Source organism: Pararhizobium sp. LjRoot255, assembly GCF_964252905.1.
GTDB lineage: Bacteria > Pseudomonadota > Alphaproteobacteria > Rhizobiales > Rhizobiaceae > Pararhizobium.
Genome location: NZ_CAXUPQ020000002.1, coordinates 416,618 through 442,698 on the forward strand (window position 1 = coordinate 416,618; position 26,081 = coordinate 442,698).

Below are 26,081 nucleotides of genomic sequence, written 5' to 3' on the forward strand. Positions count from 1 at the left end.
TCTAAAGTGGGCGGCCCCGCTCACCGCGGGCCGGTGAATGCGTCACTCAGGCTGGGTCGTTCCAGAGAATGACCTTGCGGTTCGCCTCGCCACCGGGGGCGGGCGCGACGTTGCCGAAGATCACCCCGATCTCGGGCGCTTCCAGCTTGACCGAGAGGTATTCCTCGCCGGTGCGCTGCGAGTTGCGGTACCAGCCGGCGCCGATCTCGAAGCCGGTGCGCCTATGGATGATGCGGTAGTCGGGGGCGCCTTCGCTTGCCTTCTGAGCGTTCGGGATCAGGGCGATCGGGGCGTTGACCTTGATCGTGGCGAAGATGCCTTCGAGCGAGCCGTCGGTCTTCTCGGTTAGGGTTGCGATCGTGGTGGCCATTGTGGTGTCTCCTTCGGTTGCATCGGGAACCATTCCCGATGGCGCCAAAGAAGGCGGCCCTCGGCCGCGGTCACCGAGCTTGAGCGAGGGCGAACCCCTCCGGGGTTGACCGCACTAGGCCGGGGGTTGCCTACAAAGGCGACATGGAAAGGGAATGGCTCTTGATGTAACCGCAACACGGACCCACATCGATCGGCCACCTGCAAGCTCCTGTCCTGAATGCCGGCTTTTGCATGGGAACTCGGCCGCTGGGGGCTCACCGACGAGTGCGCTCAGCGATCCCGCGGGTTCTCACCATTCTCACTGGCTTAATGGAACTCGGCCTCGGCTGCTGCGTCGCACTTGCACACATCGCAAGGATGCCAGCTGTCACAGCGGGCCGGTCGCTGCAAGCGGCAGTGGTCATTGCCGACTTGCCTCCGCCCAGGGCGGGATCGGCAATAACGATCGACGTGTACGATCTGGTTGCCGCCAGTCCACCGCGTCAGCCGGCCGGCGTGCCCGACGACCATCCGCAAACGCGTGTCTGCCAGCGCGCGTACGGCAGGCTGTCGGAAATAGTCCAGCAGCGGAAGCGTGACAAAACTAAATACGGGTCTCTAGTCGGTGCGATGACCTGACGGCCTGGCTTGCCTCTCGCCTCGGCGAACAGGGCGGCGACCTTCATCATGAAGGGCTTGCTGAAACGGCCAAGCGTCGCCTGCCCCGGTTCGATGTACCAGGAGCGCTCGGCGATATCGTAATTGTATTCGTCAACGACAATCCAACTCTGCTTGAGATCGCCGAGGCCGGCTCTTTGGCGCTCGATCTCAGGAATCGCAAGCGCAAGCCGTCCGGTCTGCGGCGGCTGCGTGGTGATGGCAAGAAGGGCAAGGTGCGTCTCCCGTCACGCGCGCTGCGGACCGCGACGACGACACAGACGGGACGTTGCTTGCGCCCTTCAGTCTCACCGCGCTGGTGTTGCCATGCCCAGAGATAAGGATGGCGATCACTTCGCCCGGGCGGAACTCACGGCTCATCGTCATAGCCCTCGCCGCGCGCCAGCCGCTCGATAGCCTCGCCGAACAGTTCCTCGTGTTCCTTTGGCATCTCCGGGACGCTGTAGACGCGACGGGGATCGGCTCCGGTTCGCATCCGCTCATAGTGGTCATAGCTCATCAGAACGAAACGGGGTTTATTGTGCCGGGTGAGAACGACGGGTTCGCGGCTGGCCGCGTCGGTGACATCGCCGACCTGTTTGTTGAGATCGCCTGTCGTGAATTGTCGCATGGCATGAGTGCTCCTTGGATCTCCATAACATCCATATTTTCCATTTTTGCAAGAAAACGGCACTCACGCGCCATCTCCGCCAAAGCGCCAGACCGGGATGCCGAGGCGGCGGCTTTTGTCGGCGAGATTGCCGGTGATACCGGATCCCGGGAAGATGATGACGCCGGCGGGCATGATCGATAGCATGTCGTCGTTACGGCGGAAGGGCGCGGCCTTGGCGTGCTTCGTCCAGTTGGGCTTGAAGCTGATCTGGGTCACCTTGCGGTTTTCCGCCCAGCAGGCGGCAATGCGCTCGGCGCCTTTAGGCGAACCGCCATGCAGCAGGACCATGTCCGGGAATTTGGTGCGAGCGCGATCGAGCGCATCAAAGATGCGCTCGTGATCGTTGTAGTCCATGCCGCCGGAGAAGGCGATCTTGGTGCCCGCAGGGATCAGCACCTCGGTCTCGGCGTGGCGGCGAGCGGAGAGGAAATCCCTGCTGTCAATCATCGCCGCCGTCATGTTGGCGTGGCTGACCTTTGAGCCGGTGCGCGGGCGCCAGGTCGAACCGGTCTCAGCCTCGAACAGGTCGGCGGCATAGTCGCGCATGAATTCGAAGGAGTTGCGGCGCTCCAGCATCGTGATGCCTTCGGCGATGAGACGCTCGAGCTCGACGCTTTTCACCTCGGAGCCGTCCTGCTCCTGCTGGCCGCTGCGCTGCGCGTCCTCGTTGCGCTGCAGTTCGCGCTGGATGCGCTCGCCGGCGCGGTGGAAGAGATTGACGCTCGACCACAGCAGGTCTTCGAGATCGGGCTCGAGCCGGGTATCGCCGAGCATTTCGGCGAAGGCGTCGAAGATCGCGGTGATGGCCGACTGGACGGCCGGCTCCTCCGGCAGTCCACGCGGGTCTGGCTCGTCCTGGAGAGGGCGGTGGCCGTAGAGCTGCATTTCGTAGATGAAGCGGTCGGTGGGCGAGGATGGGTGGTGAGGCTCAAAACGATCGTCGAGGGGCGCCATGAGGTTCATGTCTCGTCTCCTTGGGATAGGGCCGCGCCTCTCGCGGCCTGACGGCGATCCCTTCCCACGGGCAGACGGTCCGGAACCGCAAGCGCAGCGAAGCGGCCCAGCGAAGCGCCGGGCGGAGGATGGAGGATTTCTTGACCCGCGAGGAGCGCCGGCACCGCCGGCGCGGGGAAGAAATCTGACGGACCCGCAGAAGGACCTGATGTCCCGTGGTAGGGGTCGCTCTCGGCAGGGCGCTGGCGCGCCCTGTCCCGGAGAAAGGCACAACCCTGCCTTGACGCAGATGGCGCGCAGCCGCAGCTGCCGGCCCCTGTCAGACCGGGAGAAAGGCCATCGCGTCATCCGGGACGAGCTGCTCACGCAGCCGCTCCGTCAGCCGGTCCGGTCCCAGTTGCCGCAGGTCCTCATTGAAATCGCCGAGTTCCGGCTCGATGACCAGCGGCAGGATGCCGACGGCCTGTGCGCGCCGGCTCAATCCCTCGATGGCATGGCGACCGGCCGCATCGGCGTCAGCGGTGATGTAGAGGCGCACGGCACCTGGCGGAAATCGGAAGGCGACGAGGTGATTGGCGGTGAGTGCTGCCACCATCGGCATGCCAGGCAGCACGTGTGAGAGTGACAGCATGGTTTCGAGGCCCTCGCCGCCGGCCAGCACCCGCACGGGGCCGCTGACCGGAAAACGGAAGCGCACCGCGTTGCCGAGAAGGCCGCCCAGCGACCGGCGAGGATCTGCGACCGGCGCCTTTCCGCCGCCCACCGGATCGAGCCAGGTGCGGTGCACGCCGGTGATCATGCCGGCTCCATCGGTAACGGCGGCGATCAGGGCGGGGAATACCGAGCTCCCACCGCTCGAAAGATCCCGATGGTAACAGGACGTATGGAATCGGAGGGCTGCGTGAGCGGACGCCCGCAGGATGCCGCGCTGGCGCAGATAGGCGTCGGCCACCGTTCCATGCAGCGGCCTGGCCATGGCGAAGAGCCGGCGTGCTCGCTCGGCAGTCGAGCAATTGACTGGCCGGGTGCCAGTCGCCTCATTCCGCGGGGCGGGTTGCGGCTCCGGCTGCGGCAGGCTGAGAAACCGGCGGGCTTCATGGGCGACATCGCGGAAGTCGACGAGGCAGCAGGTCTCGCGCACAAGGTCGAGGAGATCGCCATGCCGGCCGGTCGCCGCATCCGTCCATTTGCCGGCGCGCGGGCCGGCAAGATGGACATAGAGCGAGCGACCCTTGCTGTTGGCGATATCGCCGACGATCCAGTAGTTGCCGGCGCGAACGCCGGCAGACAGATATTGGCGGCAGACCGCCTCGGCATGTTCTGCCAGGCGGCGCGCGAGGTCTGACGCGGACTGCATGATAGGTCTCCTCAAAGTCGGACGGCTTGATCGCGTTCAAGGAACGGGTAGCAACCGACCCGTTGCCAGGTAGATCCGGTCGGCGCCAGTGGCGTGGTCCGACACAGTCGGGGTGGGGAATTGCCCATCACGCCGGTGGCCGGAGAAGAGATTTCATCGGATGTCCTGTGGAGAGCGGAGAAGAGGATTGGCCTGTCCGGATGCTCTCTGGACCCACCAGACCAACCCCATCCAGCCCCCTCCACCTCCGCCACGCTCGCGGATCAGGTCCGGCGGCCGAGATAATTTCATCGTCGACCACGACGATGGGCAATGGCCGATGTCAGCCAGAGATGACTGTCGACCTTTCGAGAAAGTGATGCCGTCGTCGAGGGCCGGCGGCTGGCGGCATCGGAATGAGCGGGTGAAAGTCAGACCGCGTTTTCGAGGAGCTTTTTGGCCTTGCCTTCCAGCTCGAGACGGGTGTCCTGATGGGTCTTGTCGCGTGCGAGCGCGGTGATCCCCTGCACGAAGTCGAAGATGCTCTCTGGAGGACGTCCCTCCTCCGAGAGAACGGTCTCGATGATCTTGCCGGTTTCGCTCCTGGTGAACCCGCGGCGGCGCAGGAAAGAGTCCCGATCTTCATCGGTGCGGGCGACGATCCTTTCACGGGCGGCCTTGATGCCAGCGACGAATGGAGCAGGCGAGGAGTTGGCGAAGCTCGTCAGCGCAGGAGCGGCGTCGTGGGCGAAACGGTGCGCTGCGAATTTGGAGTGACGGATGTTGATCTCCTCGAAATTCTCCGTGCCCCACAGATTCCTGTTGGCGCACACGGCCCGGAGGTAAAACGATGCAATCCCGAGCGTCTTCGAACCCACCTCGCTGTTCCAGGCGTAGAAGCCGCGGAAATAGAGATCAGGATCGCCGTTCGGCAGCCGACCGGCCTCGATCGGATGCGTGTCGTCCACGAGGAACAGGAACACGTCGCGATCGCTGGCGTAGAGCGTGGTTGTGTCCTTGGTGATGTCCACGAAGGGATTGTGGGTCATCGTTGCCCAGTCGAGTAAGCCCGGCACCTTCCAGATCGTGTCGCCGGTTCCATTGCCGGCGATGTTCATGACGGCTGAAACAAGTTCGTGATCCCAGATGCGGCCATAGTCCGGTCCGGTCACCGCGCGAAGCTCGATGCGCCCGTCGTCGGTTTCGAGTGTCTTCACAAGTTCGGCGCGATGGTTCAGCAATCCATGCTGTAGATTAATGCCGGCAAGTGGCGCCGGCAGCTGACGCATATAGGTTGACGGAGCGCCAACGAGGCTGCAGAGCTGGCCAAAGCTCCAATGGGTCGGCGCGATCGGCCGGGATTGACCGGGAACGATCAGCGCCAGGCGCTCTACGCTATCGCGACTGGCTTCGACCCTGACGGCGTTGGATTCGACCGTGCGGGCATGAGCGCGGTCCGCACGTGACTTGACGGCATCAAAGAGCTCGCCAAGCGACAAGTAGCGCTCGTCGTCCGGGCGTGAGAACCATTCAGACGAGACGCGGCCGATGCGCTCGCCGCGCGAGATGTCGACCTTGAAGCCGGTAGAAACGGGCCGGGAATGCTGGACAAGGTTGTTCATGTTGCAATCTCCAGTAACGAAAAAACCCGACTAATCCACTTTAAGCGAAGGCCGGGCATGGATTGAAAGGAGGCAGACGCTTGAGCAGCACGGTGCTGTTCATCCGTCACGGCGTTGCCTGCGCCGAGATCGCCAATTGCGTGGACACCGAGCGGAACCGAGACCGACTACTCTGCCGCGTCGACTTGGGTTTCCTGAGCACCGTCTTGCGCATCGGCGATGGCGTCACCGACATCTGCGTCCTCGGTCAGGAAGGCCGGGAGATCAGCTGCCTCGACGTCGAATTCCGCATTCCCGCTGCCCTGATCGATCGCGGTCGCGGTCGCATTGGACGATGCCTCATCGTTGTCGGACCGTAGCGGCTCAGGGAGCCATCCGCTTCCTTCAAGAAGCCGTGCTGCCTCGCGGGCCATGTCCGATTTCTTGAGATGGTCAATCAATTGTGCTGATTGTTCGCCCTTCGCCTCGCGAACAGCTTGCAGAATCCGCACTTTGGTCACCCTTCCGAGATAGTTATCGACCGTCGGCGTCCACCCCGCCTCGACCATTCCGAAACCGATCGAGCGGGCAACCTGGTCTGCGTGGGCAATAGCGCGGCTGCGCTTGTTCCACGGCTCGAACGTGGCGTTCAGCGACAGGCTGGCGCAATGGGCGAAAAGCACCTGGCGGCTGACTTCGTCGAGCTGGATCAGGTAGTCCCAGAGTGCGTCTTGATCCTTTGGGAGATCCTGCCCCCAGGCCTCCTGGCGCTGATCGATTTCCTTCGCCCACGGCGTGTCGGCAAGTCCCGGCATCAGACTGAATTTTGCGCTTTGCAGCGTGAGTTCCAGGCACGAGTCTGAACCGTAGAGATAGAAGATCTTCAGCACGAAGCTGTGGAGCACGGCTATGAACGCCATGACCGGATCGTTCGCAAGCGCATTGCGAAGTGCAATCGTCCGGGCTGCCGTCAGATCGAGGATCAGGCGGTCGGGCAGCGGCCGGACGGCGGCGTCTTCTTCCTCGAATTGATCGGAGGAGACGGCCTTGCCGTTCACGGAAATGCCACCCACGGACGAAGCGGCGCTTACCGCCAGTTCACTCGTGTTGTCATCATCAGCTTCGGCTTTCGGCTCGTCGTCTGGCCGGACAAAGCCGCGTTCGACCTTGAGGTCGCCGTTCGCGCCGAGCGAGACAAAGACACCGCCACGAGAGACATCCTGCGGATTGAAGACATACGTCCGTTCGTTCAACCCATCGAGTTCGGTCCCGAGTTCCTCGAGCCTCTTCTCGGTCTCTTCGGAATAATCCTTCGCTTCCGCGTATGCGGCATCGAGCCTGTCATACTCGGCCTTGAGGGCGTCGAAGCGAGCAAGCTCCTGCTCGGTCATTTCCGGCTGCTCGCCGTAGAAGCGGCGAAGGCCTGACATGTGGCCATAGGGGAAATCAAAAGCCGCCTCGACCCATTTCCAGCCTTCGGCCACCTTCAGAGCCGCGGCGTCCGTTCGGAGCTTCTCGATCGCCAGCTGTTCGAGCAATGCGGGATCCTGGAGCCAGCCGCCCTGATCCTGCTCGAACAAATCACGCATGACGACACCTCCCGCAGCCTCGTAGGCGTCGACCCCGACATAGACAGCGCGGCGATCACGCGCCCGGATTGTCGTTTCGGTGAGCAGGCGGCGAATGTAATAGGCTTCCCTGGCATGCGACCGCGATACGGTATCCCAGACCTGCTCCTGGCGAACGTGATCGTTGGTGATCGACAAGGCCATGATCTGTTCAAGAGTCATTTCATCGCTGGCGTAGAGGTCCAACAGACGTGGCGAAACGGAAGCCAGCCTGAGGCGCTGTTTTACATTCGCAACCGAGACGAAGAAGCGGGCGGCGATTTCCTCTTCACCAAGTCCCTGTTCACGAAGGGTCTGAAAGGCACGGAACTGGTCAAGTGGATGGAGCTGAACCCGGTGGAGGTTCTCGGCGAGCGAGGCTTCCGCCTCCAGCGTCTCGCCCTTGCTGACGATGCAAGGGACCCCTGCCGTCTTCGCCAGGCGCTTCTGGGAGACGAGCAGTTCAAGGGCACGGTAGCGCCGACCGCCTGCCGGAATGCGATAAATGCCGGTTTCGTTGCCCTCGCCATCAATCTCAGCCCGCACGTTGAGGCTTAAGAGCAAGCCGCGGCGCGCGATGTCCTCGGCAAGGTCCTCGACCGAGACGCCCGCCTTGATCTTGCGGACGTTCTGCTGGCTGAGCACCAGCCTGTTGAAGGGAATATCACGAGCGGCGCTGAGGGTGATCTTCTGAATGGCCTGTGCCATGTCGTTTCTCCATGACGGGCCGGCCGGAGCCTCTCTCCAAACCTCCAAATCCGTCACAGAATCCCCTCCCCCCTCTCCCTCTCAGCCACTCCCCTCCCCCGCCACATCGCGCGCTCCGCAGGAAGCTCGCGAATGTCGACGCATCTGGCTCTGCGCAACGTTTCGCCTGCCGGCTCAGCATCGAGGATCGATGCTCTATCTGGAATTCGGGTTGTTGGGCCAGGTCGCAGCGCTGTTCCCCTCTCGCCGCGCAACGTGTTTGGCTCACTTCTCCGCGCAGGTATTCAGTATCGGCGTCAGCACCTTCACGTGTTCGTCTATACGCTCGAGCACAGGCGTTGCGCCAATGGCGGTCGAGGCCGTGTTCGGCCGGCACCTCGTAGCCTTTGCAGTGAGGTATGACATGCGTTTTGGGTACTTCGAGCCAGGACCTTGCCCGATAGCGTGGTTCGCTGGCCGAAGGACGCCAGCAACTCGAATAAAGAGGGCGCCAACAAGGCCGATTACGACGATCGACTGCAGGATGAACACTGGCCATTGATCGGACATGGGAACCATGTTTCGCCTTGTGCGTTCCGACAGGCCAACATGAAAGGGCACCGTTATGAACAACATCATCTACCTTGTTGGACTGGTTGTAATCGTGATTGCCATTCTTTCGTTCTTTGGCCTTGGCTAGAGAACCGACGGCGGAAAACTGATGTCATTCCCTCGAAACCAGGCCGCCGAGCATTCTGAAGGTATTGGTACCGGCAAACCACAAGTACCGGGAGGTCACTGGGGTGCTGCGCGGGCTCACTCCTTGTCGCTCAACAAGACACCGACATGCTTGGCCCTGGTAACAAGCAGGACCTTACCCTAAACGTTTCTCCACACCTCAGAGGCCTGGCCTTTCGAAACACGGCCTTTATGTCATCGACCACATCGAAGGAGGAATGAACCATGACATCCAGGTCGCTAATAGCCGTCGCAGCCGTTTCAATTCTCGCATTGTCGGGATGCGCAAGTACGTCGGCGAACAATACGACCTACGCGCAACAGAATTATGGAAGTCCAGCAGCAGTGAGCATTCCCTTGAACTGATGGAACGGTGTCGCCTTCCGCAGCCGCTGTAATGTCGCGGGCGATCTTCGGGGCGCCAATAACCCTGCCGTCGCGGTTTCTGACCGGAGAAACACAAAGCGATATTTCAATCAGGCTTCCATCCTTGCGTCGCCGGATGGTTTCGTAGTGATCGATGCGTTCGCCGCGGCGAATACGGCTCAGGATCTCCGGCTACACCGCCGCGGAAGCCGTCGGCAAGCCTGTCGCCATGCTGATCCCGCTCGACCGTCACAATGAGGATGCTCGGTGTCAGGAACCGGTCTCGCGATGGGGCGCAGCAACCGGCTTTGATTCCGGCGATCCGCGAAACCGGAGGAAAATCGACAAGACGACGAGGACGCCGGTCGAGAGAAATTCCGACTGCCAGTTCTGAAAGGATTCAAACCAGAATTGCGTACTGACCAGGTGCTCGGTGATCGTCATCGGCATTTGTCCGTGCAACCGCGCCTGGGCGTCAGCGGCATCGGCACTGTAACGCAGATGAAGAAGGAAACTCGCCAAAAACAGGGCCATCAGGGCGAGGCCGAGAGAATAGGCATAGATGCTACTCACGATGCCTCCCGCCTTCACGGGCCAGGGCATATCGGGTTCAGCGGCACATATTGCCGGGTCTTCGTCCTGCGGCAATACTTCGTCCGGATCCTTGGATTCCGCCGATCCGCGCTGAAAAAGAAATGCGGTTAGGACCACATAGGCCGACATCTGCAGGAATTCGCTCTCCCAGTTCTCGAACACCGCGGACAGGAAATGCCCTGACGTCGCGTACTCCGAGAGTCCGAGGCTGGAGGAGCCGTGATCGGCAAGTTCCTGATTGTAAACCTGCCAGCCGGTCAGAAGCATCCCGCCAATCATCGTCAAGGTCGCCACGCCCAGCACTATCGTCAATCCGTTGTCACGCAAGAACCGCATGTTCGTACTCCCTACCCAAATGCGCAGGGCCTGTTTGCCAGGTCTTACGGTCTCACCGACAGCGCGGACCGCACCACCTCCAAACGCCACCGACGTCATTTAACCGGTATCGACTTGCTCAGCTTGACCGAGGGTTGCCGCGCCCAGTTCCGTTTTGGTTCCCGAGATCACAGCGATTCATGGATGCCTTCACTGCCACCCCGCGCCCGAGAGAAACTCCTCCGTCTCCATGAGTTCCAATTGAACCGAGAACCTGTTTCCTAGCAATTCCAAAGAAGCGTCATGGGTCTCGTCGGCACCGCTGCAGACAGCGTCTTTCAGAATGATCGTCCGATAGCCGAGATCGATCGCACCCATCACAGTTGCCAGCACGCAGACATCAGTTTCGCCACCGCTGATGACGAGGGTCGAGACGTGCTCGCCTGAGAGAACATTGTGCAGGCGTCCATCGAGCCATGGGGAATAAACGCGTTTGTCGAAGCATCTGGCCGGCGGAATGAGTTTCTTCAAGGCCGGCACGACATCCACCATCTCCTGCGGGAGATGCTCGCCGGTCATCATCCACCATTTGCCATAATAGGCGCGCCACGTTCCGGGCATGAGATCCGGATTTTCAGGCGGGACAAACCGGGTAAATATCGTGTGCATGGCATGCCGTTGCGAAAGCTCCGTCACCTGAGGCAGCACGGTTTGCATCCAGGGAACGTGCCATGGCGTGTCCTCGGCAAACATCCGTTGCATATCAACACAGATATGACGCCACTCCATGGCGCTGTCTCCGAACCAAAAGTTCTCTGCTTCGCGTGCCTCGCGGCTATCCCCGCCATTCCCTATCGATGATCACGTGACATCCCGCATGGCATGAAAAGGTGCGACGTGCTGGGGCGGATCAGTGGTTTCGTCAGGGTTGGGGACATCAGGGTTGGGGATTGGCTCTTCATCCGGCAAACGATCGGGATCCGGCTCTTTGATCGGCGGGTCGGGCTGGCCGATCGGCGGACCACCTGGAATAGGTCCAGTCGTGCCGGGACCTGGTACTGGGTCAACGGGCAATGTCATTTCGAGTCCTCCTTTGCTCAAAACCTCAGATCGCGGAATGGCCGGTTGGCTACAGGACCAACATGGCGACAGCGGCGGATGTCATCAAAGCGGTTGCTCCCCATCCCAGGAACAACATAGCCGGCGATGCCGTGAATTGCTTCATGCGATCCCGTCGGCTGACAACCACCATCATCGCCCCCATGGTGGGTACGGCGACGAAGCCATTGATCACGGCGCTCCAGAACAGGGCCTTAATGGGGTCGATCGATGCGAATTCAATTCCGAGCCCGATCAGCGTGGCAGCGGTGATTACGCTGTAGAAGCCAACCGCCTCCCAGGGTTTGTTGTCCAGTCCACATTTCCAACCCTGGCTCTCCCCGAACGCGTAGGCTGCGGATCCCGCAAGTACCGGGATCGACAGCAGCCCCGTTCCGATGATGCCGAGGCTGAAAATTACGAAAGCGAACTCTCCAGCTAGGGGTCTCAGTGCCTCGGCAACATCGGCCGCTGTGCCGATTTCCGTCTTGCCTGCGGCGTGAAGCGTGGCCGCAGTGCTTATCATGATCGCGATGGCCACAATGTTCGAGACCGCCATTCCACCGAACGTGTCCAGGCGGATCCGACTGAGTGCCTCAGGCGCTTGAGCCGGCGCCCACTTGAGCGGCTCTGTGCTGTCCTTCCTATCGATCTCCTCAACCTCCTGGCTTGACTGCCAGAAGAACAGGTAGGGGCTGATTGTCGTACCAAGGATCGCGACGATCACCGTAAAGCTATCGCCGGTCAGGGGAAACGAGGGCAGCACGAGCCCTTTTGCCGCCGCCGCCCAGTCGACACGAACGACGAAGAGGACTGCCACATATGACAGCAGCACCAGTGTCAGCCATTTGAGGTAACGGGCATAGCGCTCGTAGGGAAGCAACATCTGAAGCGTCAGCGAGAAACCGGCGAAGAACACCGTGGCAGGCGGAGCGGGCATGCCGGTAGCGAGCTCGGCCGAGGCTCCCATGGCGGCCAGGTTGGCTCCGATATTAATGGTGTTAGCGGCGAACAGAAGGAACACGAGACCAAGCACCAGAGGCTTTGGCCAGATCGCGACCATGTTACTTGCAAGCCCACATCCGGTCACCCGTCCGATCCTGGCGCTCACCAGTTGTATCGCTGACATCAAAGGATATGTCAGAAGCATCGTCCATAACATGTTGTACCCGAAATGGGCCCCGGCTTGGGCATAGGTCGCGATACCGCTCGGATCGTCATCTGCGGCCCCGGTGACCAGACCGGGGCCGAGCTGTTTGAAAACTGCAATCCGCCGCGCTCCGCGTCCGTGAGATTTTTCGGTGATGTCACAAGGCACAGCTGAATCAAAAGGCGCGATCATGGCTTCCTCCCGCGCCATCAACTGCGTCGGCGAGGTATGGTTCCACCACGCACGTGGTCGAAGCCCGCTTTGACCCTGACCAGCGCCGTATAAAACGCGGTCCTTTCAGACCATCCGCGCCCGTTGTGCTCGCGATCACGGCTCGCGCGCCCGGCATCAGGCAGCCGGCTCGTTACTTGATCGGTTGGGAAGCTCAGCTCACCTTCGGAAAAACCGGACTCGCTTTCCCGTCTGGTAACGACGAAAGTTCGTCTTTCATCGAGTGTGATCTGTGCACCGGAACAATCCGGTATTTTCGATGTTGCGAATGTGCCGCTCCTGTCTCGCATGCGGCATTTCAGAACGTAAACTTTTGGGCCCGCTGTTCGCAGAGCAGCGGGCCGGGCACAGAAGGAAAGCGATGAGACCACAGTTTAATTGCAGCGGAAGATCACGTGCAGGACCGAGGAAGAACCAAATAGGATTGACAACCTGGAGTTACCGGTTGCGAGATGACAGAAGCAGACAATGTGCAACTGCCCGTCGGCATATTGAAAAAACCGCTTCCCGCACGAGTATTTTGTGCAGATCAAGCGCCAATCAGAATACCGCCATGGCGTGATCGCCAAACGATGCCTTTCATCTTCGCACCGCCAGCAGCTTGCCAACCGTCGCCAGGAGTGCCGTTTCGGATATGGGCTTGCTGACGACCATCCGACCGGAAAACGAGGGCGGCAAGTCACTTGTCGCGTAGCCGGTCATAAATGCAAAAGGTACATAGCGTTCAGCGAGTCGCGTTGCAATCGGATAGGACGTTTCTCCGTTCAGGTTTATGTCGAGCAGCGCCGCCCGCAGCTCAGTGTTGGTGTCAGCGATCAGCGCCAGTGCACCTTCGACCGAGGGCGTGGGACCGACAATCGCATAACCTGCCGCTCGCAACGTCGAGGAATAGTCCTCGGCGACCAGCCACTCGTCCTCGACGATCAGCACGCGTGGCTGCTCAGCCATAAACCCTGCCTCATTGCAGCGGAAAGGAGAATTGCACCTCCAAACCCTCTGCATTGAAAAAAGTTCCCACCGTGCCGCCGAGCCGGTAACCTATCTCGCCCTTTAGCAGTGCGAAGCCGAAACCGGTCCGCTCCGGCTCATCGATCTGAGGTCCATCGCGCTCCCGCCATTTGAGAGCCATCGTCTTCCCGTTGCTCGTCCACTCCAAGGCCACCCTGCCTTCGGGCACGGACAGTGCACCGTATTTGGCGGCGTTGGTCGCCAGTTCGTGGATCACCATCCCGAGGGACAGTCCCTGCTGCGGTTTCAGCCGCAACGCCGGTCCGCCTATCTCAAATCGACCAAGGCCGTAAGGCTCTATCTCCTGTCGGATGAGTTCATCGACCGCCGCCTCGGCCCAGTTCTCGCGCGATAGCAGGCCGTGGGCGCGCGCCATTGAATGCAGCCGCCCGACCAGCGCCTCACTGAACGCCTGGGGTGAGGATGCGTTCTTTAGTGTATGGTTGGCGATGCTGATCACGACTGACAACATATTCTTCACGCGGTGGTTCAATTCCGAGATCAGCAGACGTTGGCGTTCCTCGGACTCGGCCAGTCGAGTGATGTCGATGAAGGTCGCCACCACGCCTTCGATCCGACTGTCACCGTCGCGATAGGGGATCAGTCTCACGAGATAGTGAGCGCCCTCGACGTCAGGGGCAAGCCTATGCTCAATCGTGTTTCCCGTCCTGAATACTTCGGCAATATCCATCCTCAAGCCGGGATAATCGAGCTGCGTGGCGAGATCGGTCAGCGGGCGGCCAACATCAGCGGGGCGCAGGTTGAAGAACGTCGAGGCAGCGGGCGTGAAGTTGCGGATGACCAGATTGCGATCGAGGAAGACCGTGGCGATCTGCGTGGCTTCGAAAAGGTTCTTCAGATCACTATTCGCCCGGTCGAGCTCTTCCAGCTTGCCGCCGAGCTCAGCATTGATCGTATTGAGCTCTTCGTTGAGCGACTGCATCTCTTCCCGCGAGGCTTCGAGTTCCTCATTGGTCGACTGCGATTCCTCATTGACCGACACCAGTTCCTCGTTGGAGGATTTCAGCTCTTCCAACGCGGTCTCATATTCTTCGATCGTCGACTGCAGGCGCTCGCGCGTATCGCGCACCTCGCGCTCGAGGTCCGCCGTGCCGCGGGCGCTTCGCACCTCGTGCTCTATTTCCGTCCGATTTTGAGCCTCGCCCACCGGCGCGAAAAGCACCAGGAACAGCGCTTCGCCGTGACCGTGATCAGCAAGTGGCTCGATGGTGAGCGTCACGAATTGGACACGGTCTTCGGCCTCATCGATGGCGATGTTGTCGCGCACAATGGTGGCACGCGTCTCAATTGCTTCGCGCAGCCCCGATCGCAAGTCGAGGCGCAGGCCGCGGCGCGCGAGCGTCACCAACTGACGCGTCGGCGCCCCTTGAGCCGCCTCGAGATATTTACCGGTTTTCGCCGAGTAGTACACCACATCACCTTCGGCGTTGACCACGACATGTGCGGGTGAGTACCGCTCGAGCACGTGGGCTTCCACCGTCTGGCGCAGCGGAAAGCGCGCCGCCGGGCTCCGTTCGCCGGAGCGAGCATTGCCGCCGGTCGACAGGCTGCTGGCAAGCATCGGCGGCAGGCGCGGTGCGTTTGCGGCGTGCTCGCGCGCCTGGAACAGACGGTGTTTCTTATCCACTGTGGCGAACAGGTTGCCGTGCTGGCTGATGCTTTCCGAGGAGCCGAGGAAGAGGTAGCCGCCTGGTTTCAAGGCGTAGTGGAAGGCTGGGATGACACGCTCCTGCACGTCACGGCCGAAATAGATGAGCAGGTTTCGGCACGAGACCAGGTCCATCCGCGAGAAGGGTGGATCGCGGATCACGCTGTGGGGCGAGAAGATACAAAGTTTCCTGACCTCCTTGCTTAGAACATAGCTCGCGCCGTCGATGTCAAAGAAGCGTCGCCGACGCTCAGCGGAAACCCCCTCAAGCAACGCTTCGGGATAACGCCCTGCGCGTGCCACCGCGATGGCAGGCTCGTCGATGTCGGTCGCGAAAATGTGCACCCGCGGAATCTCAGTGAGGGTGTCCATGTACTCACGTAGAAGAATGCCGATCGAATAGACTTCCTCGCCGGTCGCGCAGCCCGGCACCCAGACACGCACCGTATCGGAGGTGGTGCGCCCTTCGAACAGGCGAGGTATGACGATTTCACCCAGCGCCTTGAACGCGTCGGCGTCGCGGAAGAAAGTCGTGACGTTGATCAGGAGGTCGCGAAACAGGCTTTGCGCCTCGCCGGGATCCGTCCTCAGCCGTCCGATGTAAGTCTCGGCCGATGTGATTTGGGCGAGCTGCATGCGCCGTCTCACGCGGCGGAAAAACGTCTTGGTCTTATACCCGGAAAAATCATGGCCCGACTGACCGCGCAGCACGGCGTAGATTGCCTCGCGCGCAGCATCGAGCTTTTTTTCTTCTGCCTTCCACGCGCTCTCGCCCGGATCACCATTCAAATCGAATCCGCGTGCTAAGGCGATCAGCTTCTGCCCCATTTCTTCAGCCGGAATGGCGAGGTCCACAACGCCGCTGGCGATCGCGCTCTGCGGCATATCGGGATTGCGAGGGCCTGATCCATCCGGGAGTTGCGCCATCGTCAGGCCGCCGTTTTCCTTGATGGCCTTCAAGCCCAGCGTACCATCGGAGTCGCCGCCGGAGAGGACGATCCCTACCGAACGTTCACCCTGGTCCTTGGCCAAGGTGCTGAAGAAGATGTCGATTGGCTTTCGTTCCCGATTTTTGGCATCGGGCCGGTGAATGCGCAGCCGGGCATCATCGATGGTCAGAATGGCGTTTTGCGGCATGACATAAACGGTGCTCTGCTCAACGGGCATGTCGTCTTCCACGACCTTGACAACCATGTCGGTATATCGACCGATCACCTCATGCAGCAGACTTTCGCGCTCAGGGCTGAGGTGCGTGACGACGGCGAACGCCATGCCGCAGTTGTCCGGGAGACCCTTGAAGAAGCCTTCCATGGCGGGAATGCCGCCGGCGGAGGCGCCGATACCGACGATGGGGAAGTTTCGAGAATCGGTCGCCATGGAATTCCTTTGGATCAAAGCATACTGACGCGCGAATTCACTCTTTGACCCGGGTTCTATATTACGCGCCGGACCACGTTGGCTGCAAGCATTGCCGCTGTGGCAATCATCGCGCCTCCTGGCTGACTGGTGCCTCGATGTTCGGTATCGTGCGAAAGGCGTTTGGCTCTGGAAGTGCGCAAGCCGTCGGTAATTTAGAAGAAAGGCAATCTCAGACATACTCATTCATGAGGTAACTGCGCACCGGGCCTTGCGTCCAGAGACACCAGGCAAGCGGGGGAGCCTCGGCCGTTAGTGGATCACTCGCTTGCCTGAAAGCGTGGCGAACTCCTGACCGGTCAGATCAGCAAGAGCAACGAGGATTTCCGCGCGAGAAAAACCGAATCGTTCGAATGTTTCAAAGAGATCGTTGATGTAGATCACAAGTTCCTCGCGGCAATCTTCTACGCGCTCGCTGGATACGATGAGGGCATCTTCAAAGGTCAACACAGGTCACCTCGTTCCTTGCGCGATTGAACTTCTCGGGAAACTCATCACGTGCGCCCAATGTTCCAATAAACCTTGCTGGGTTGGAAATGGACGGCCGCTTTCACGTCAACGCTCTTTTCCTCTGTTCGCCGCGGTATCGCCCTAGTGGCCACTCGGAGATTGGCTGGATCGTGTCCCGGCACGTGGTGTAGGTGGCTCGAGGTAGCAAAGCCGAGCGCCCGCGCTTCTCGTTGCGCCGTAGCGGATCGGCGGGACCGGCGGAAGTAGTCCCGGATCATCCGGGCCAGGATTTACGGGCGTGCTCACACTAAATTCTCCTCGTCGACTATCAGTTCGGAGACGAGAAACCCCGCCAGGAGCGGGGTTTCGTGATGAACGATCAGTTCCAGGTCTGGCGATTGCACCAGGCGTCGATGTCAGCCTTCACACGATCCTTTTCGAGGCCGTAGCGCTCCTGGATCGTGCCTTCCAGCTGATCGCGCTTGCCGGCGATCCGATCAAGGTCATCGTCGGTCAACTTGCCCCACTGTTCCTTGACCTTACCTTTGAACTGCTTCCAGTTACCTTCAACGCGGTTCCAATCCATATCGGTTTCCTCCGGTTATTACGGTATGGAAGAAACCTTTGAGAACCGGATTGGTTCGATTTATCGCCAACAAAAACCAGCCGCCATCAGTCAGCGCGCTGCTTGCGGCTTTGCGTAATCACACCCAATAGGGTGGAATTCCATAGTAATCGTAGACGCGTCGGCCGCTCTCGGCACTCCAGTCAAAGTCCTGGTCTGGCGAATACCTTGGAGCGCCCTCGAGCTGCTCCTTGGTGATGTTTACCTGGAAGCCATTCAGATCCGTATTGTAGTCGAGCACGTCCCACGGCAGGGGAAAGTAGTCATCGCCGATTCCCAGGAAGCCGCCGAAGCTCATCACAGCATAGGCAACGCGCCCGCCACGCTTTTCGGATGTCGGACAGAATCCGAGGGGCCTTTCCCGGGCAGAGACGGCAAGACTTGGGCATCCGGACGGTTCACACTTCTGCCGTAGCCGGCGCTGCCTGCGCGATTCTCAAGTCGCGCAGAAGCGTCGAAAACTCAATCGACTTTCGATTGGAGTTCACAGAATGCCTCCAGTCCCTGCAGATACTTTGCGGTTTCCAAACCGGCCTGCTCCGCCTGGTGGAGATTGTCGCGCAAATCGGCTTCCTTGACCGGCCGTGCCAATTGGTTCGACCATGCTCGCTTGACAAATTCCAGATCATCCTCGTTTGTCCGGCGGGTGAGCGCATCGACTGCTTCAATGATCGCCGTGGGAAAGCCGTTTTTCTCGAGACGATCAAGCGTCCACCCCGGTCCCTTTTCCGCCACGTCGTGGAGATAGGCGACAATTTTCTCATCATTGGTTGAGACCGCGGCAGCGACGCGCTCGCAGTGTCGGATGTAGGCAGACCCCAGTTTGTCGGTCTGGCCCTCGTGAGCCTGTTTCGCCACTTGTTTGGCGTCCTGAAGAAGATGCATTCGCTCGGAGAGTTCAGCCTCAGCGCGGCGCCAATGGTCTTCGTGTCGCCCGTCGGGCCGGCCTTCCTCTTCCCAGAATTCATAGGCTCGCTCGCGCAGCCATTTGATCCAATCGCTTTCCATTTCGGGTCTCCTGATGCTCGGCCAAACGATCGAAGGATCACAATGTTCCGCGTAAGACGAATGCCATGCGTGGCTGATCCGGCGTCCTTCTGCCTGGCGAACGCGCGGTGACAAATTAGGTGCTTGTTTTTGGGGTCGGGGATACTCTCCGCAACGGGTCCGGAACGCCGCGTGCCGAACCTTCGTCCTTGACTTCGTGTGGTGTGGGCGTGGGGATGACGCCGTGCTCAGGATCGGCCACATCCTGCCCCTTCGAACCATCCACGCTTGTTGAACGCTCCGGATCACGGCTCTGGCGTCTGATATGTCGCAGGCGGCTCGTTGCCTCATCGATAAGGGAGGTCAGCTCCTCTTCGGAAAAGTCGGACAGATCGTAAGCCTTGGTCATCATGGTCTCCTGAATGATGAGGTCTATGCGGTGATAAACGCGCAACTTCGCGAAACGACCCAATGGCAGCAGGAAATTCGGCGACGTGACAAAGAGAGGAGCGGTTAATCGCGGCCATCCTTGCCCAAACTGGCTTTCGGGGTTGGCCGAACGGTGTTGCGGTTGTCGGGGTCGTCAAGATGTCAGGCTGCGAGGATCCTGGAACATCTTCGTCCTTCCGAAGTTATCATGGAGAAGGAGAGCAGACATGGAACGGGAAACGCCCAAACAAGGCCCGGCAGGAACGACCGATCAGTCGCCACGCTGGGAAGGGCCTGAAGAAACAAGGCCTCGCGGATATCTGCCCGCGGTAGACAATCCCGAGAACGACCGCGATGCGGCCGGCGAAAATCTCAACGATCCGGATCGCAATAAGCTGAAGGACTGGAGCAGGACCAAGGGTGACAAATGATGGCCGACAAAACTCAAACTCCTGTCGAGAAAATCCACGAGGATGCGAAGGGGCAGTTCGCAAAGCCGATGAAGCACAGCGACAACAATGGCGTCACCAGTGCCAAACCGCGTGTCATTACGGGATCCGACGATGCCACGGCCCACAAAACGCCTCCCGGCCAGAAGCCGGTCGACAAGGAATGGGACCTCAACTACGACGAACGCGCCGTGGACGCCGACGGCTGATGCGGCTTGGCAGACTGTCGCGTGGAGGCTAGAAAACCGCCCATTCCTGATGCGCATGGCTCACGAAGAACAACGCGACCCCACCGATCGGGAGATCTCGCCGGAGCCCCTTGGTCATCAAGTCCAGCCCGATGAACGTCCTCTTGCAACGACTGCGCGAAGGCAAACATGGCTTCGCGCTCTGCCGGCGTCGAGGTTCTCGAAATTCACCGCCCCATCCGGCTCGACACCGTTCCCCGTGCCGCATTCGACCCCAAGCCTCCGTCGCTGCGCCCAAAGGGTGGCTCATTTGCCGCGCTGGGCCGGCGTCACCCGCCAGATAACATTGCCAACGTCGTCGGCGACCAGCAGGGCGCCCGTGTTGTCGAACGTGACGCCGACCGGGCGGCCCATGGCCTTGTCGCCGGCGCCAATGAAGCCGGTGAGGATGTCTTTCGGCCGGCCTGCCGGCTTGCCGTCGCGGAATGGCACGAAGATCACCTTGTAGCCGCTGTGCACGCTTCGGTTCCATGAGCCGTGCTGGCCAACAAAGGCACCGCCGCGGTATGGCGGCCGAAACGAAGAGTCCTGATCGAAGGTTAGCCCCAGCGAAGCGGTGTGCGCGCCAAGGGCATAGTCGGGCTTGATGGCGTTGGCCACGAGGTCCGGCCGGGGCGGCTTGGCGCGAACATCGACATTCTGGCCGAAATAGCTGTAAGGCCAACCGTAGAAGCCGCCGTCGCGCAGCGACGTCATATAATCCGGGACGAGGTCGTCACCGATCTCGTCGCGCTCATTGACGGCCACCCAGAGCCTGCCGCTTTGCGGGTTCCAGGCGAGCCCATTGGGGTTTCGCAAGCCGGAAGCAAAAACCCGTGTCCGGCGGCTGGTAAGATCGAGTTCCAGCACTGCGGCGCGGTCTCTTTCTGCCGCCATGCCATTTTCGCCGACATTGCTGTTGGACCCGACGGTGACGTAGAGCTTGCGGCTTTCGCGACCGGCGATCAGGTCCTTGGTCCAGTGATGATTGATGGCCCCGGCCGGCAGGTCGACGATCTTCTGCGGCGGTGCCGATATCCGGGTTTGACCGGAGGAATAGGGATAGGCGACGATCGCATCAGTGTTGGCGACATAGAGCTTTCCCTGGAAGAGCGCCATGCCGAACGGCGAGTTGAGTTTCTCGATGAAGGGGGTGCGCAGGTCGGCGACACCATCGCCGTCCGTGTCCCGCAGGAGCGTGATACGGTTGGCGCTCTTCGTCGCAGCACCCGCCCGCTTCATGGCCTGGGCCATGAAGACCTTGCGCAGGCTGAAGCCGCTGTCCTTCTTGGCGGGGGCATTCGTCTCGGCGACGAGCACGTCGCCGTTCGGCAACAGATGCATCCAGCGCGGGTGGTCGAGGCCGCCGGCAAAGGCTCTCACCTTCAGGCCCTTCGCCGGTTTCGGCCTCGCGCCACCCGGCCATCCCGTAGCTTCGGCAATGTTGATCGTCGGGATCAATGTCGGTTTCGGTTTGGGCAGCACCGGATCGGAGCCGTAGCCGCCGTTCGTCGCTGTCGTTGCCGTTCTCTGTGCAGAGGGGCCGACACAACCGGCCGCGACCGCTGCAAACAGAACGATGGTTGGAAGACCCGTAAGGAGCGGAGTTCTCAGAGAATTCATGATCGTCGTTCCTCAAGCAGAAGGTTGCCGAGTGAGTGTAGTAAGACGCAAGGGCATCGCGAAATATTCCCTGTTGCCCAACGAGCGGTTGGCTCCACCGTCAGCGCACGGACCCTGACGGCTGCGTTCCCCTCTCGCCGTCGTCCAGGCCCACGGAACCACGCACCCGCTTCCTTCGGGCAGCGCGCCGCGCTGGCCGCAGTTCACCAATCGTCGGCTGCCACCAGCCTCGGCGGCGTTGGTCGGATCCAGGATCGGTGCGTGCCGGCCATGTCGCGACGAGTTCATCGAGATTGGGGTTTCGCCATGATGCCCAGACCATATCCCGGTCATCAATGTGGGGGTAGAAGGCGCTCAGGGCTTTGGTCTCGGCCAACTCTCCGGTGATATCGGTGAATACGACGATGCCGTATGCAGGCGTCGATACCGGGACTCCGAGGGGCGGCCGTTCCTCCGGTGGCACCGGATAGCGACGGCGACGCCTCTCCGCCGACTGCATCCTGGCCACCCTGCCCGCGTCGGTATTTCGGCGTTCTTGGTGGCGACGCTTTCTCGCCTCCGGCTCGTTCCGCTGCGCGGCCTGTTCAATCGTATGCCACCGGCGCCGCAGCTCCTCGTAGGACCGGTACGGCACGTGCCAGACGCGCAGATCCTCGTCCCAATGCGCCCAGGCAATAGCCCTTAGCTCCTCGACGACCGTGCGGGAATACGGCGTCCGGACCCGCAGGTCAGCATCCACTGGCTCGAGGTAAGGACTTCGTATTGGGTCGAACTCGAAGGCATCGCGTCCCTTCTGGTCCCCGTATGCATCCTGATCGGCTGCCTCCTGTGCGAGCCAGCGGTCGATTCTCCGTGCGGCCGTCTTTCCGGGAACAAACCACGCCTTTTGCTCGTCATTCCAGCGCGCCCGTGGGAACGCCTCCATGAAACGCTCGACAGTCCGCCGGTCATAAGGCAACGACGCCGCCACACCTGCTTGCTGCGGCTTGTGGCCGGTATGGTTTTTGCTCACCATGCTCCGCTTCCCTTTCCGCTAGAACAACGCGAGATCGATGCAGAAGTTCAAGTATCGGGAAGTCAACGCCACCAGTGTCTCTCTCATGTGGCTGCAAGGAGCATTCAGATGAAGATGTCATCATCGTCCAGCCGGGGATCACCGAATGGCGCTGCGGAGCTCTTGGCACGCTAAGGAATGGACGGATGGTCGAACTGGAGGAACGAGCCGCGAAGCGGGTCCGCCCTGTCTTCAGGAACAAATTGGCAATTCATGATGTTCTTGCCGATGGAGGGCGCGATGTCAGTAGACACAGCAAAACATCCAGTTAGCCACGCAGATCGCCAACTTGCCTGCCAGGAGGCAGTTGAACGCGCCATGCAGACTATCCTTGCTGACGCGAATACCAAGGGCTGGGGGACGATCGAGGCGATCAACGCGATGGAAGAGGTGTTAAAGCATCTTAGGGTCGCCTATGCCGAAGATCCGGACCCGGCAGACGCCATCAGCGAGACGGACCCTGACCCCACGAATGACTGGCCAGCCGCCGATTCCGTGCCGCGGTAGGAGGGGTGCAATGACCCACTACGCATGGACAATCAAGGCCCGTGGTCGACAGGACATCAAGAATGTGACGACGCTGGCGGGAATCTACGACGTGCTGCGCATCATCGACCTGCCGGGCTTCGCGCCGCCCGAATTCGTCACGATGGGCGCCGAAATTTCAGATCATGGTCATTATACCTACAATGAGGGCGGTGACGACGAATGGTCCCTGATCTGGACGAAGGTGGACGATGCCCCGAATGAGGGCTGATTTCCGGGTCGAGAGGACTACCAGTTTATCCGTGGCCAACTGGATTGATGACAGCGACCTGAAATCGCTCGTTGAAATGCCTGATGCAAAAAATCCACGCCCATCGAGCAGTCATCACGTTTTGCAACAGTCCCTGCGGGGGAACGAATCCCGTGGAACAAGTTCAATCTTTTTTGAGTTGTGGAGGGAATATAGGGGGTCGTTGTGGCGAATCCGAAGCGTGAAGCTCTCGACATCGGCTACGTGCCTACAGGGACGCGAGGTTACACGACCCCGCCCGACATGGCGTTCGAACCAATTGGGGAAATAGCGCAATTGGCGGCTGATGAAGACAGCCGAGGTCGGTCCAAAGCGGACAGCCTGAGGTCGCAGCACTGGTCGTTATTGTGATCGCCGTTCTTTCATTCTCCGGCCTGAGCTGAGAAAGGCGACGATAAATCGCTTGCGAAAACCTAAGCCCACTCAAGCCGGCACTATGCGCAGAGCCGCTCCCGCGCCACGGAAAGGCGGATCGACAGACCCTCGGGTTTCCAATCACGGACGATTTCCCCACCCAACTGGTTTCGGACTGTCGCCTTGCCGAGAAGCGTGCCGAATCCTTCGCCATCGCCCCTGCGCTCGACTGGCGGCCCGCCGTGTTCGGTCCACGTCAGGATGAACCGCTCCCCGTCCTCATGGCAGGAAATGTCAATCGCACCGTCAGGAACGGACAAGGCTCCGTATTTGGCCGCATTGGTGGCGAACTCGTGCAGCAGCAAGGCGAAGCTGGTCACTGCCGAGCCGCCGATCTGAATATCCGCGCCGACCACGCTGGCCCGCGGCCGGTGGCCGGCCAAATCGCCGTCATAGGGCGCCACGATCGTCCCGATCAAACTGTGAAGCGTCGTCGTTGCCCGCTCGGTTTTACCGCTCACGTCAGAGGTCCTGGGGATGGTCAACGCATGTGCCCGCGCCAGTGCGTTCAGGCGGTCTCGCACCGCCGAGGCCAGTTCGGCTGGCGTGTCTGCCGACCGAGCACTGAGGGAGACGACGCTGCTTGCGACCGTGAACAGATTCTTGATCCGGTGATCCATTTCCCGGATGAGAAGATGTTGCTGCTCCTCGGCACGCTTGCGCTCCGTAATATCGCGGGCGATCTTCGAGGCGCCAATAACCCTGCCGTCGCGGTTTCTGATCGGAGAAACACAAAGCGATATTTCAATCAGGCTTCCATCCTTGCGTCGCCGGATGGTTTCGTAGTGATCGATGCGTTCGCCGCGGCGAATACGGCTGAGGATCTCCGGCTCCTCATTGTGACGGTCGAGCGGGATCAGCATGGCGACAGGCTTGCCGACGGCTTCCGCGGCGGTGTAGCCGAACAGGCGTTCAGCACCGGGATTCCAGCTGATGATGGTGCCATTCAGGTCTTTGGCAAGGATCGCATCGTCCGAGGATTCGACGATCGCGGCGAACCGCTGCGCCGCCTCGTCGGCGATTGCCAGGTCGGTAAGATCAACGAGCATGTTGACGGCGCCGATAAGATCGCCCGCTTCGTCGAACAGCGGCGTCGGGAAAGCAAGGAAGGGAATACGGGTGCCATCGGGGCGCTCTGCCACCGCTTCCAAACCGCGATTGGCGCGTTTTTCCTTCAACGCTATCGCCATCGGACATTCGTCGTGCGGCAACGGCCTGCCGTCGGGCCAGTAGAGCTTCCAGGAGCCGCAGAATTCGGCCTTGCCGAGTTCGGGTCGGACGCCCCACATCGCAGCTGCAGCACTGTTGTAAAACGTGATCCGGCCGCTGGCATCCGTCGTGTAGATCGGCTCGGGAAGCGCCTCAAGAATACGCTGGACGCCCGGATCCTCACCCGGTGACGGGCCGTGTAAACTGTCGGCAGAGGACCTGACAGCTTCATCGACGTTTTCGAGGATCGGAAGAGGGGTCATTTGGCTCCCTTGTTCGGAAGTGTCAGCTCCCGGAGGCCGAAAGGTCGGACTGTTTTTGACTATAATCCGCAAGGGCGCTTATCGGAAGTCCCGTTATTTCCCGCACGCGGTCCTCCTGGCCATGCCGACAAGCGAATTGATCTCCCGCGCGAAGGCAGTTTCGTCATCCGCGCGTTTTGGCCGAAACTTTCTTCCGGCGCCGGCGCCATTTGTCGAGTTCCATCACGACCAGCACGGACGAAGCCGCCAGAAGCAGCCCGCCCCATTCTCCGGGCGAAATCGGCGCCAGTTGCAGGGTGTCCCGCGACCAGGGGAGATACATGACGGAAAATATGCAGTGCCTGTTAGGCTCCTAAATGAGCCCGAAGGTTTGTCACTTTCAGGAGATTGGCTCCGGAGATCGTTGCGCCGCGTCAAAATGAAGTGACGTTTTTTCTGTTATTATTTTCATTGTGAAACCTGGTGCCGAGTCAAGCCTAGCGCCGAAAAAGGGAGCCAAATGCGATGATGGTCAAGGAAATGACGCGTCCGGAATGCATCGTCCTGATTTCCGCCAGCCGCCTGGGACGACTAGCCTGCGTCAGAGGCAACCGGCCGTATATCGTCCCGATTCATTATGCCCTCGACGGCAATTGCCTTTATAGCTTCTCCATGCCGGGACAAAAGATCGACTGGATGCGCGAGAACCCTCACGTTTGCGTGGAGATCGACGAGATCTCGGATGGCCGCGGCTGGAGAAGCGCCGTCATTTACGGGAAGTATCAGGAGTTTCCCGACACCGACCAATGGCACCACGAGCGCATTCATGCGTGGTCAATTCTTGAACAGCACAAAAATTGGTGGGAGCCAGGAGCATTGAAGCCGACACCGCAAGCGATTGTGAGCGCTTCGCCTCACCTGTTTTATGGAATTGACATAATCAAGGTAACTGGACGGATGGCAGTCGACGGGGATGTTTAGCCCAGCAGTCGGCTGATCTTGTACCGCCGATGCCGGTCAAATTGCCGGGCCGGTTGCGAGACCGGCCCGGCATCTTGCTGGAATTCGGATCAATGGCCCATCAGCACGGGAATGCTCGACGGCGTGACTGTGATGGCATTGTCA

Annotated in this window: 23 protein-coding genes and 3 pseudogenes; 5 read left to right on the top strand and 21 right to left on the bottom strand. The window is 60.5% G+C overall.

The window, feature by feature from the left end; all coding sequences use genetic code 11:
- Nucleotides 1-46: 46 nt before the first annotated feature.
- The 18 genes and pseudogenes from ACSQ2W_RS21055 to ACSQ2W_RS21140 all read right to left on the bottom strand — a co-directional run bounded on the left by ACSQ2W_RS21055 (nucleotide 47) and on the right by ACSQ2W_RS21140 (nucleotide 18,922).
- The gene (locus tag ACSQ2W_RS21055) at nucleotides 47-370 is read right to left on the bottom strand and encodes a DUF736 family protein (protein WP_115097633.1); all 324 of its coding nucleotides are present in this window, start codon (nucleotides 368-370) and stop codon (nucleotides 47-49) included.
- A gap of 484 nt (nucleotides 371-854) precedes the next feature.
- Nucleotides 855-1,389 (bottom strand): annotated as a pseudogene (locus ACSQ2W_RS21060) (hypothetical protein).
- Nucleotides 1,379-1,639: a type II toxin-antitoxin system Phd/YefM family antitoxin gene (locus ACSQ2W_RS21065; protein WP_436088156.1), complete on the bottom strand. Its 261-nt coding sequence runs from the start codon at nucleotides 1,637-1,639 to the stop codon at nucleotides 1,379-1,381. Before ACSQ2W_RS21065 ends, ACSQ2W_RS21060 begins: the two are co-directional and overlap by 11 nt.
- Nucleotides 1,640-1,702: 63 nt before the next feature.
- Entirely contained in the window at nucleotides 1,703-2,644 is a 942-nt protein-coding gene (locus ACSQ2W_RS21070; RefSeq protein ID WP_436088157.1) for a DUF2493 domain-containing protein, read from the bottom strand.
- 310 nt (nucleotides 2,645-2,954) lie between these two features.
- Nucleotides 2,955-3,992 (bottom strand): DUF7146 domain-containing protein, encoded by a 1,038-nt coding sequence (locus ACSQ2W_RS21075; RefSeq protein ID WP_436088158.1) that lies wholly within the window; start codon nucleotides 3,990-3,992, stop codon nucleotides 2,955-2,957.
- Nucleotides 3,993-4,402: 410 nt separating this feature from the next.
- On the bottom strand, nucleotides 4,403-5,593 hold the full coding sequence (locus tag ACSQ2W_RS21080) for a DUF932 domain-containing protein (RefSeq protein ID WP_436088159.1): 1,191 nt from the start codon (nucleotides 5,591-5,593) through the stop codon (nucleotides 4,403-4,405).
- Nucleotides 5,594-5,760: 167 nt separating this feature from the next.
- Nucleotides 5,761-7,887, bottom strand: coding sequence for a ParB/RepB/Spo0J family partition protein (locus ACSQ2W_RS21085; protein ID WP_436088160.1), 2,127 nt, complete (start codon nucleotides 7,885-7,887; stop codon nucleotides 5,761-5,763).
- Nucleotides 7,888-8,997: 1,110 nt separating this feature from the next.
- A pseudogene (locus tag ACSQ2W_RS21090) lies at nucleotides 8,998-9,162 on the bottom strand (PAS domain S-box protein); the annotation flags it as partial.
- Nucleotides 9,163-9,240: 78 nt separating this feature from the next.
- Nucleotides 9,241-9,900 (bottom strand): DUF6766 family protein, encoded by a 660-nt coding sequence (locus ACSQ2W_RS21095; RefSeq protein ID WP_436088958.1) that lies wholly within the window; start codon nucleotides 9,898-9,900, stop codon nucleotides 9,241-9,243.
- A 189-nt stretch (nucleotides 9,901-10,089) separates the two neighbouring features.
- Nucleotides 10,090-10,668, bottom strand: a complete 579-nt coding sequence (locus ACSQ2W_RS21100; protein WP_436088161.1) for a cysteine hydrolase family protein — start codon at nucleotides 10,666-10,668, stop codon at nucleotides 10,090-10,092.
- A gap of 340 nt (nucleotides 10,669-11,008) precedes the next feature.
- On the bottom strand, nucleotides 11,009-12,319 hold the full coding sequence (locus ACSQ2W_RS21105; RefSeq protein WP_436088162.1) for an NRAMP family divalent metal transporter: 1,311 nt from the start codon (nucleotides 12,317-12,319) through the stop codon (nucleotides 11,009-11,011).
- A 618-nt stretch (nucleotides 12,320-12,937) separates the two neighbouring features.
- Nucleotides 12,938-13,306, bottom strand: coding sequence for a response regulator (locus ACSQ2W_RS21110; RefSeq protein ID WP_436088163.1), 369 nt, complete (start codon nucleotides 13,304-13,306; stop codon nucleotides 12,938-12,940).
- A gap of 10 nt (nucleotides 13,307-13,316) precedes the next feature.
- Nucleotides 13,317-16,412, bottom strand: a complete 3,096-nt coding sequence (locus ACSQ2W_RS21115; RefSeq protein ID WP_436088164.1) for a CheR family methyltransferase — start codon at nucleotides 16,410-16,412, stop codon at nucleotides 13,317-13,319.
- 291 nt (nucleotides 16,413-16,703) lie between these two features.
- Nucleotides 16,704-16,898: a hypothetical protein gene (locus ACSQ2W_RS21120; RefSeq protein WP_436088165.1), complete on the bottom strand. Its 195-nt coding sequence runs from the start codon at nucleotides 16,896-16,898 to the stop codon at nucleotides 16,704-16,706.
- A gap of 382 nt (nucleotides 16,899-17,280) precedes the next feature.
- Nucleotides 17,281-17,487, bottom strand: coding sequence for a CsbD family protein (locus tag ACSQ2W_RS21125; protein ID WP_436088166.1), 207 nt, complete (start codon nucleotides 17,485-17,487; stop codon nucleotides 17,281-17,283).
- A 118-nt stretch (nucleotides 17,488-17,605) separates the two neighbouring features.
- Nucleotides 17,606-17,857 (bottom strand): annotated as a pseudogene (locus ACSQ2W_RS21130) (PRC-barrel domain-containing protein); the annotation flags it as partial.
- A 131-nt stretch (nucleotides 17,858-17,988) separates the two neighbouring features.
- Entirely contained in the window at nucleotides 17,989-18,534 is a 546-nt protein-coding gene (locus tag ACSQ2W_RS21135; RefSeq protein ID WP_436088167.1) for a DUF2934 domain-containing protein, read from the bottom strand.
- Nucleotides 18,535-18,649: 115 nt separating this feature from the next.
- Nucleotides 18,650-18,922, bottom strand: a complete 273-nt coding sequence (locus ACSQ2W_RS21140) for a hypothetical protein (protein ID WP_436088168.1) — start codon at nucleotides 18,920-18,922, stop codon at nucleotides 18,650-18,652.
- Between the two features lie 247 nt (nucleotides 18,923-19,169).
- Between ACSQ2W_RS21140 and ACSQ2W_RS21145 the strand changes: the two genes are divergently transcribed.
- Together ACSQ2W_RS21145 and ACSQ2W_RS21150 are read left to right on the top strand one after the other, a co-directional pair.
- The gene (locus ACSQ2W_RS21145) at nucleotides 19,170-19,373 is read left to right on the top strand and encodes a hypothetical protein (RefSeq protein WP_436088169.1); all 204 of its coding nucleotides are present in this window, start codon (nucleotides 19,170-19,172) and stop codon (nucleotides 19,371-19,373) included.
- Complete coding sequence (locus ACSQ2W_RS21150) at nucleotides 19,373-19,600, top strand: hypothetical protein (protein ID WP_436088170.1); 228 nt, start codon at nucleotides 19,373-19,375, stop codon at nucleotides 19,598-19,600. The genes ACSQ2W_RS21145 and ACSQ2W_RS21150 overlap by 1 nt, the downstream gene beginning before the upstream one ends.
- A 285-nt stretch (nucleotides 19,601-19,885) precedes the next feature.
- Here the strand turns inward: ACSQ2W_RS21150 and ACSQ2W_RS21155 are convergent, their stop codons facing one another.
- Nucleotides 19,886-21,241, bottom strand: coding sequence for a PQQ-dependent sugar dehydrogenase (locus ACSQ2W_RS21155; RefSeq protein WP_436088171.1), 1,356 nt, complete (start codon nucleotides 21,239-21,241; stop codon nucleotides 19,886-19,888).
- A gap of 100 nt (nucleotides 21,242-21,341) precedes the next feature.
- Nucleotides 21,342-22,256, bottom strand: coding sequence for a hypothetical protein (locus ACSQ2W_RS21160; protein ID WP_436088172.1), 915 nt, complete (start codon nucleotides 22,254-22,256; stop codon nucleotides 21,342-21,344).
- A 279-nt stretch (nucleotides 22,257-22,535) separates the two neighbouring features.
- On the opposite strand from ACSQ2W_RS21160, the gene ACSQ2W_RS21165 reads away from it, so the two are divergent.
- Nucleotides 22,536-22,802, top strand: coding sequence for a hypothetical protein (locus ACSQ2W_RS21165; protein ID WP_436088173.1), 267 nt, complete (start codon nucleotides 22,536-22,538; stop codon nucleotides 22,800-22,802).
- A 10-nt stretch (nucleotides 22,803-22,812) separates the two neighbouring features.
- Entirely contained in the window at nucleotides 22,813-23,052 is a 240-nt protein-coding gene (locus tag ACSQ2W_RS21170; protein ID WP_436088174.1) for a hypothetical protein, read from the top strand.
- A gap of 473 nt (nucleotides 23,053-23,525) precedes the next feature.
- Here ACSQ2W_RS21170 and ACSQ2W_RS21175 read toward each other — a convergent pair whose 3' ends face one another.
- Nucleotides 23,526-24,977, bottom strand: coding sequence for a PAS domain S-box protein (locus ACSQ2W_RS21175; RefSeq protein ID WP_436088175.1), 1,452 nt, complete (start codon nucleotides 24,975-24,977; stop codon nucleotides 23,526-23,528).
- A 504-nt stretch (nucleotides 24,978-25,481) separates the two neighbouring features.
- Here ACSQ2W_RS21175 and ACSQ2W_RS21180 point away from each other — a divergent pair.
- Nucleotides 25,482-25,937: a pyridoxamine 5'-phosphate oxidase family protein gene (locus ACSQ2W_RS21180; protein ID WP_436088176.1), complete on the top strand. Its 456-nt coding sequence runs from the start codon at nucleotides 25,482-25,484 to the stop codon at nucleotides 25,935-25,937.
- Nucleotides 25,938-26,081: the final 144 nt, after the last annotated feature.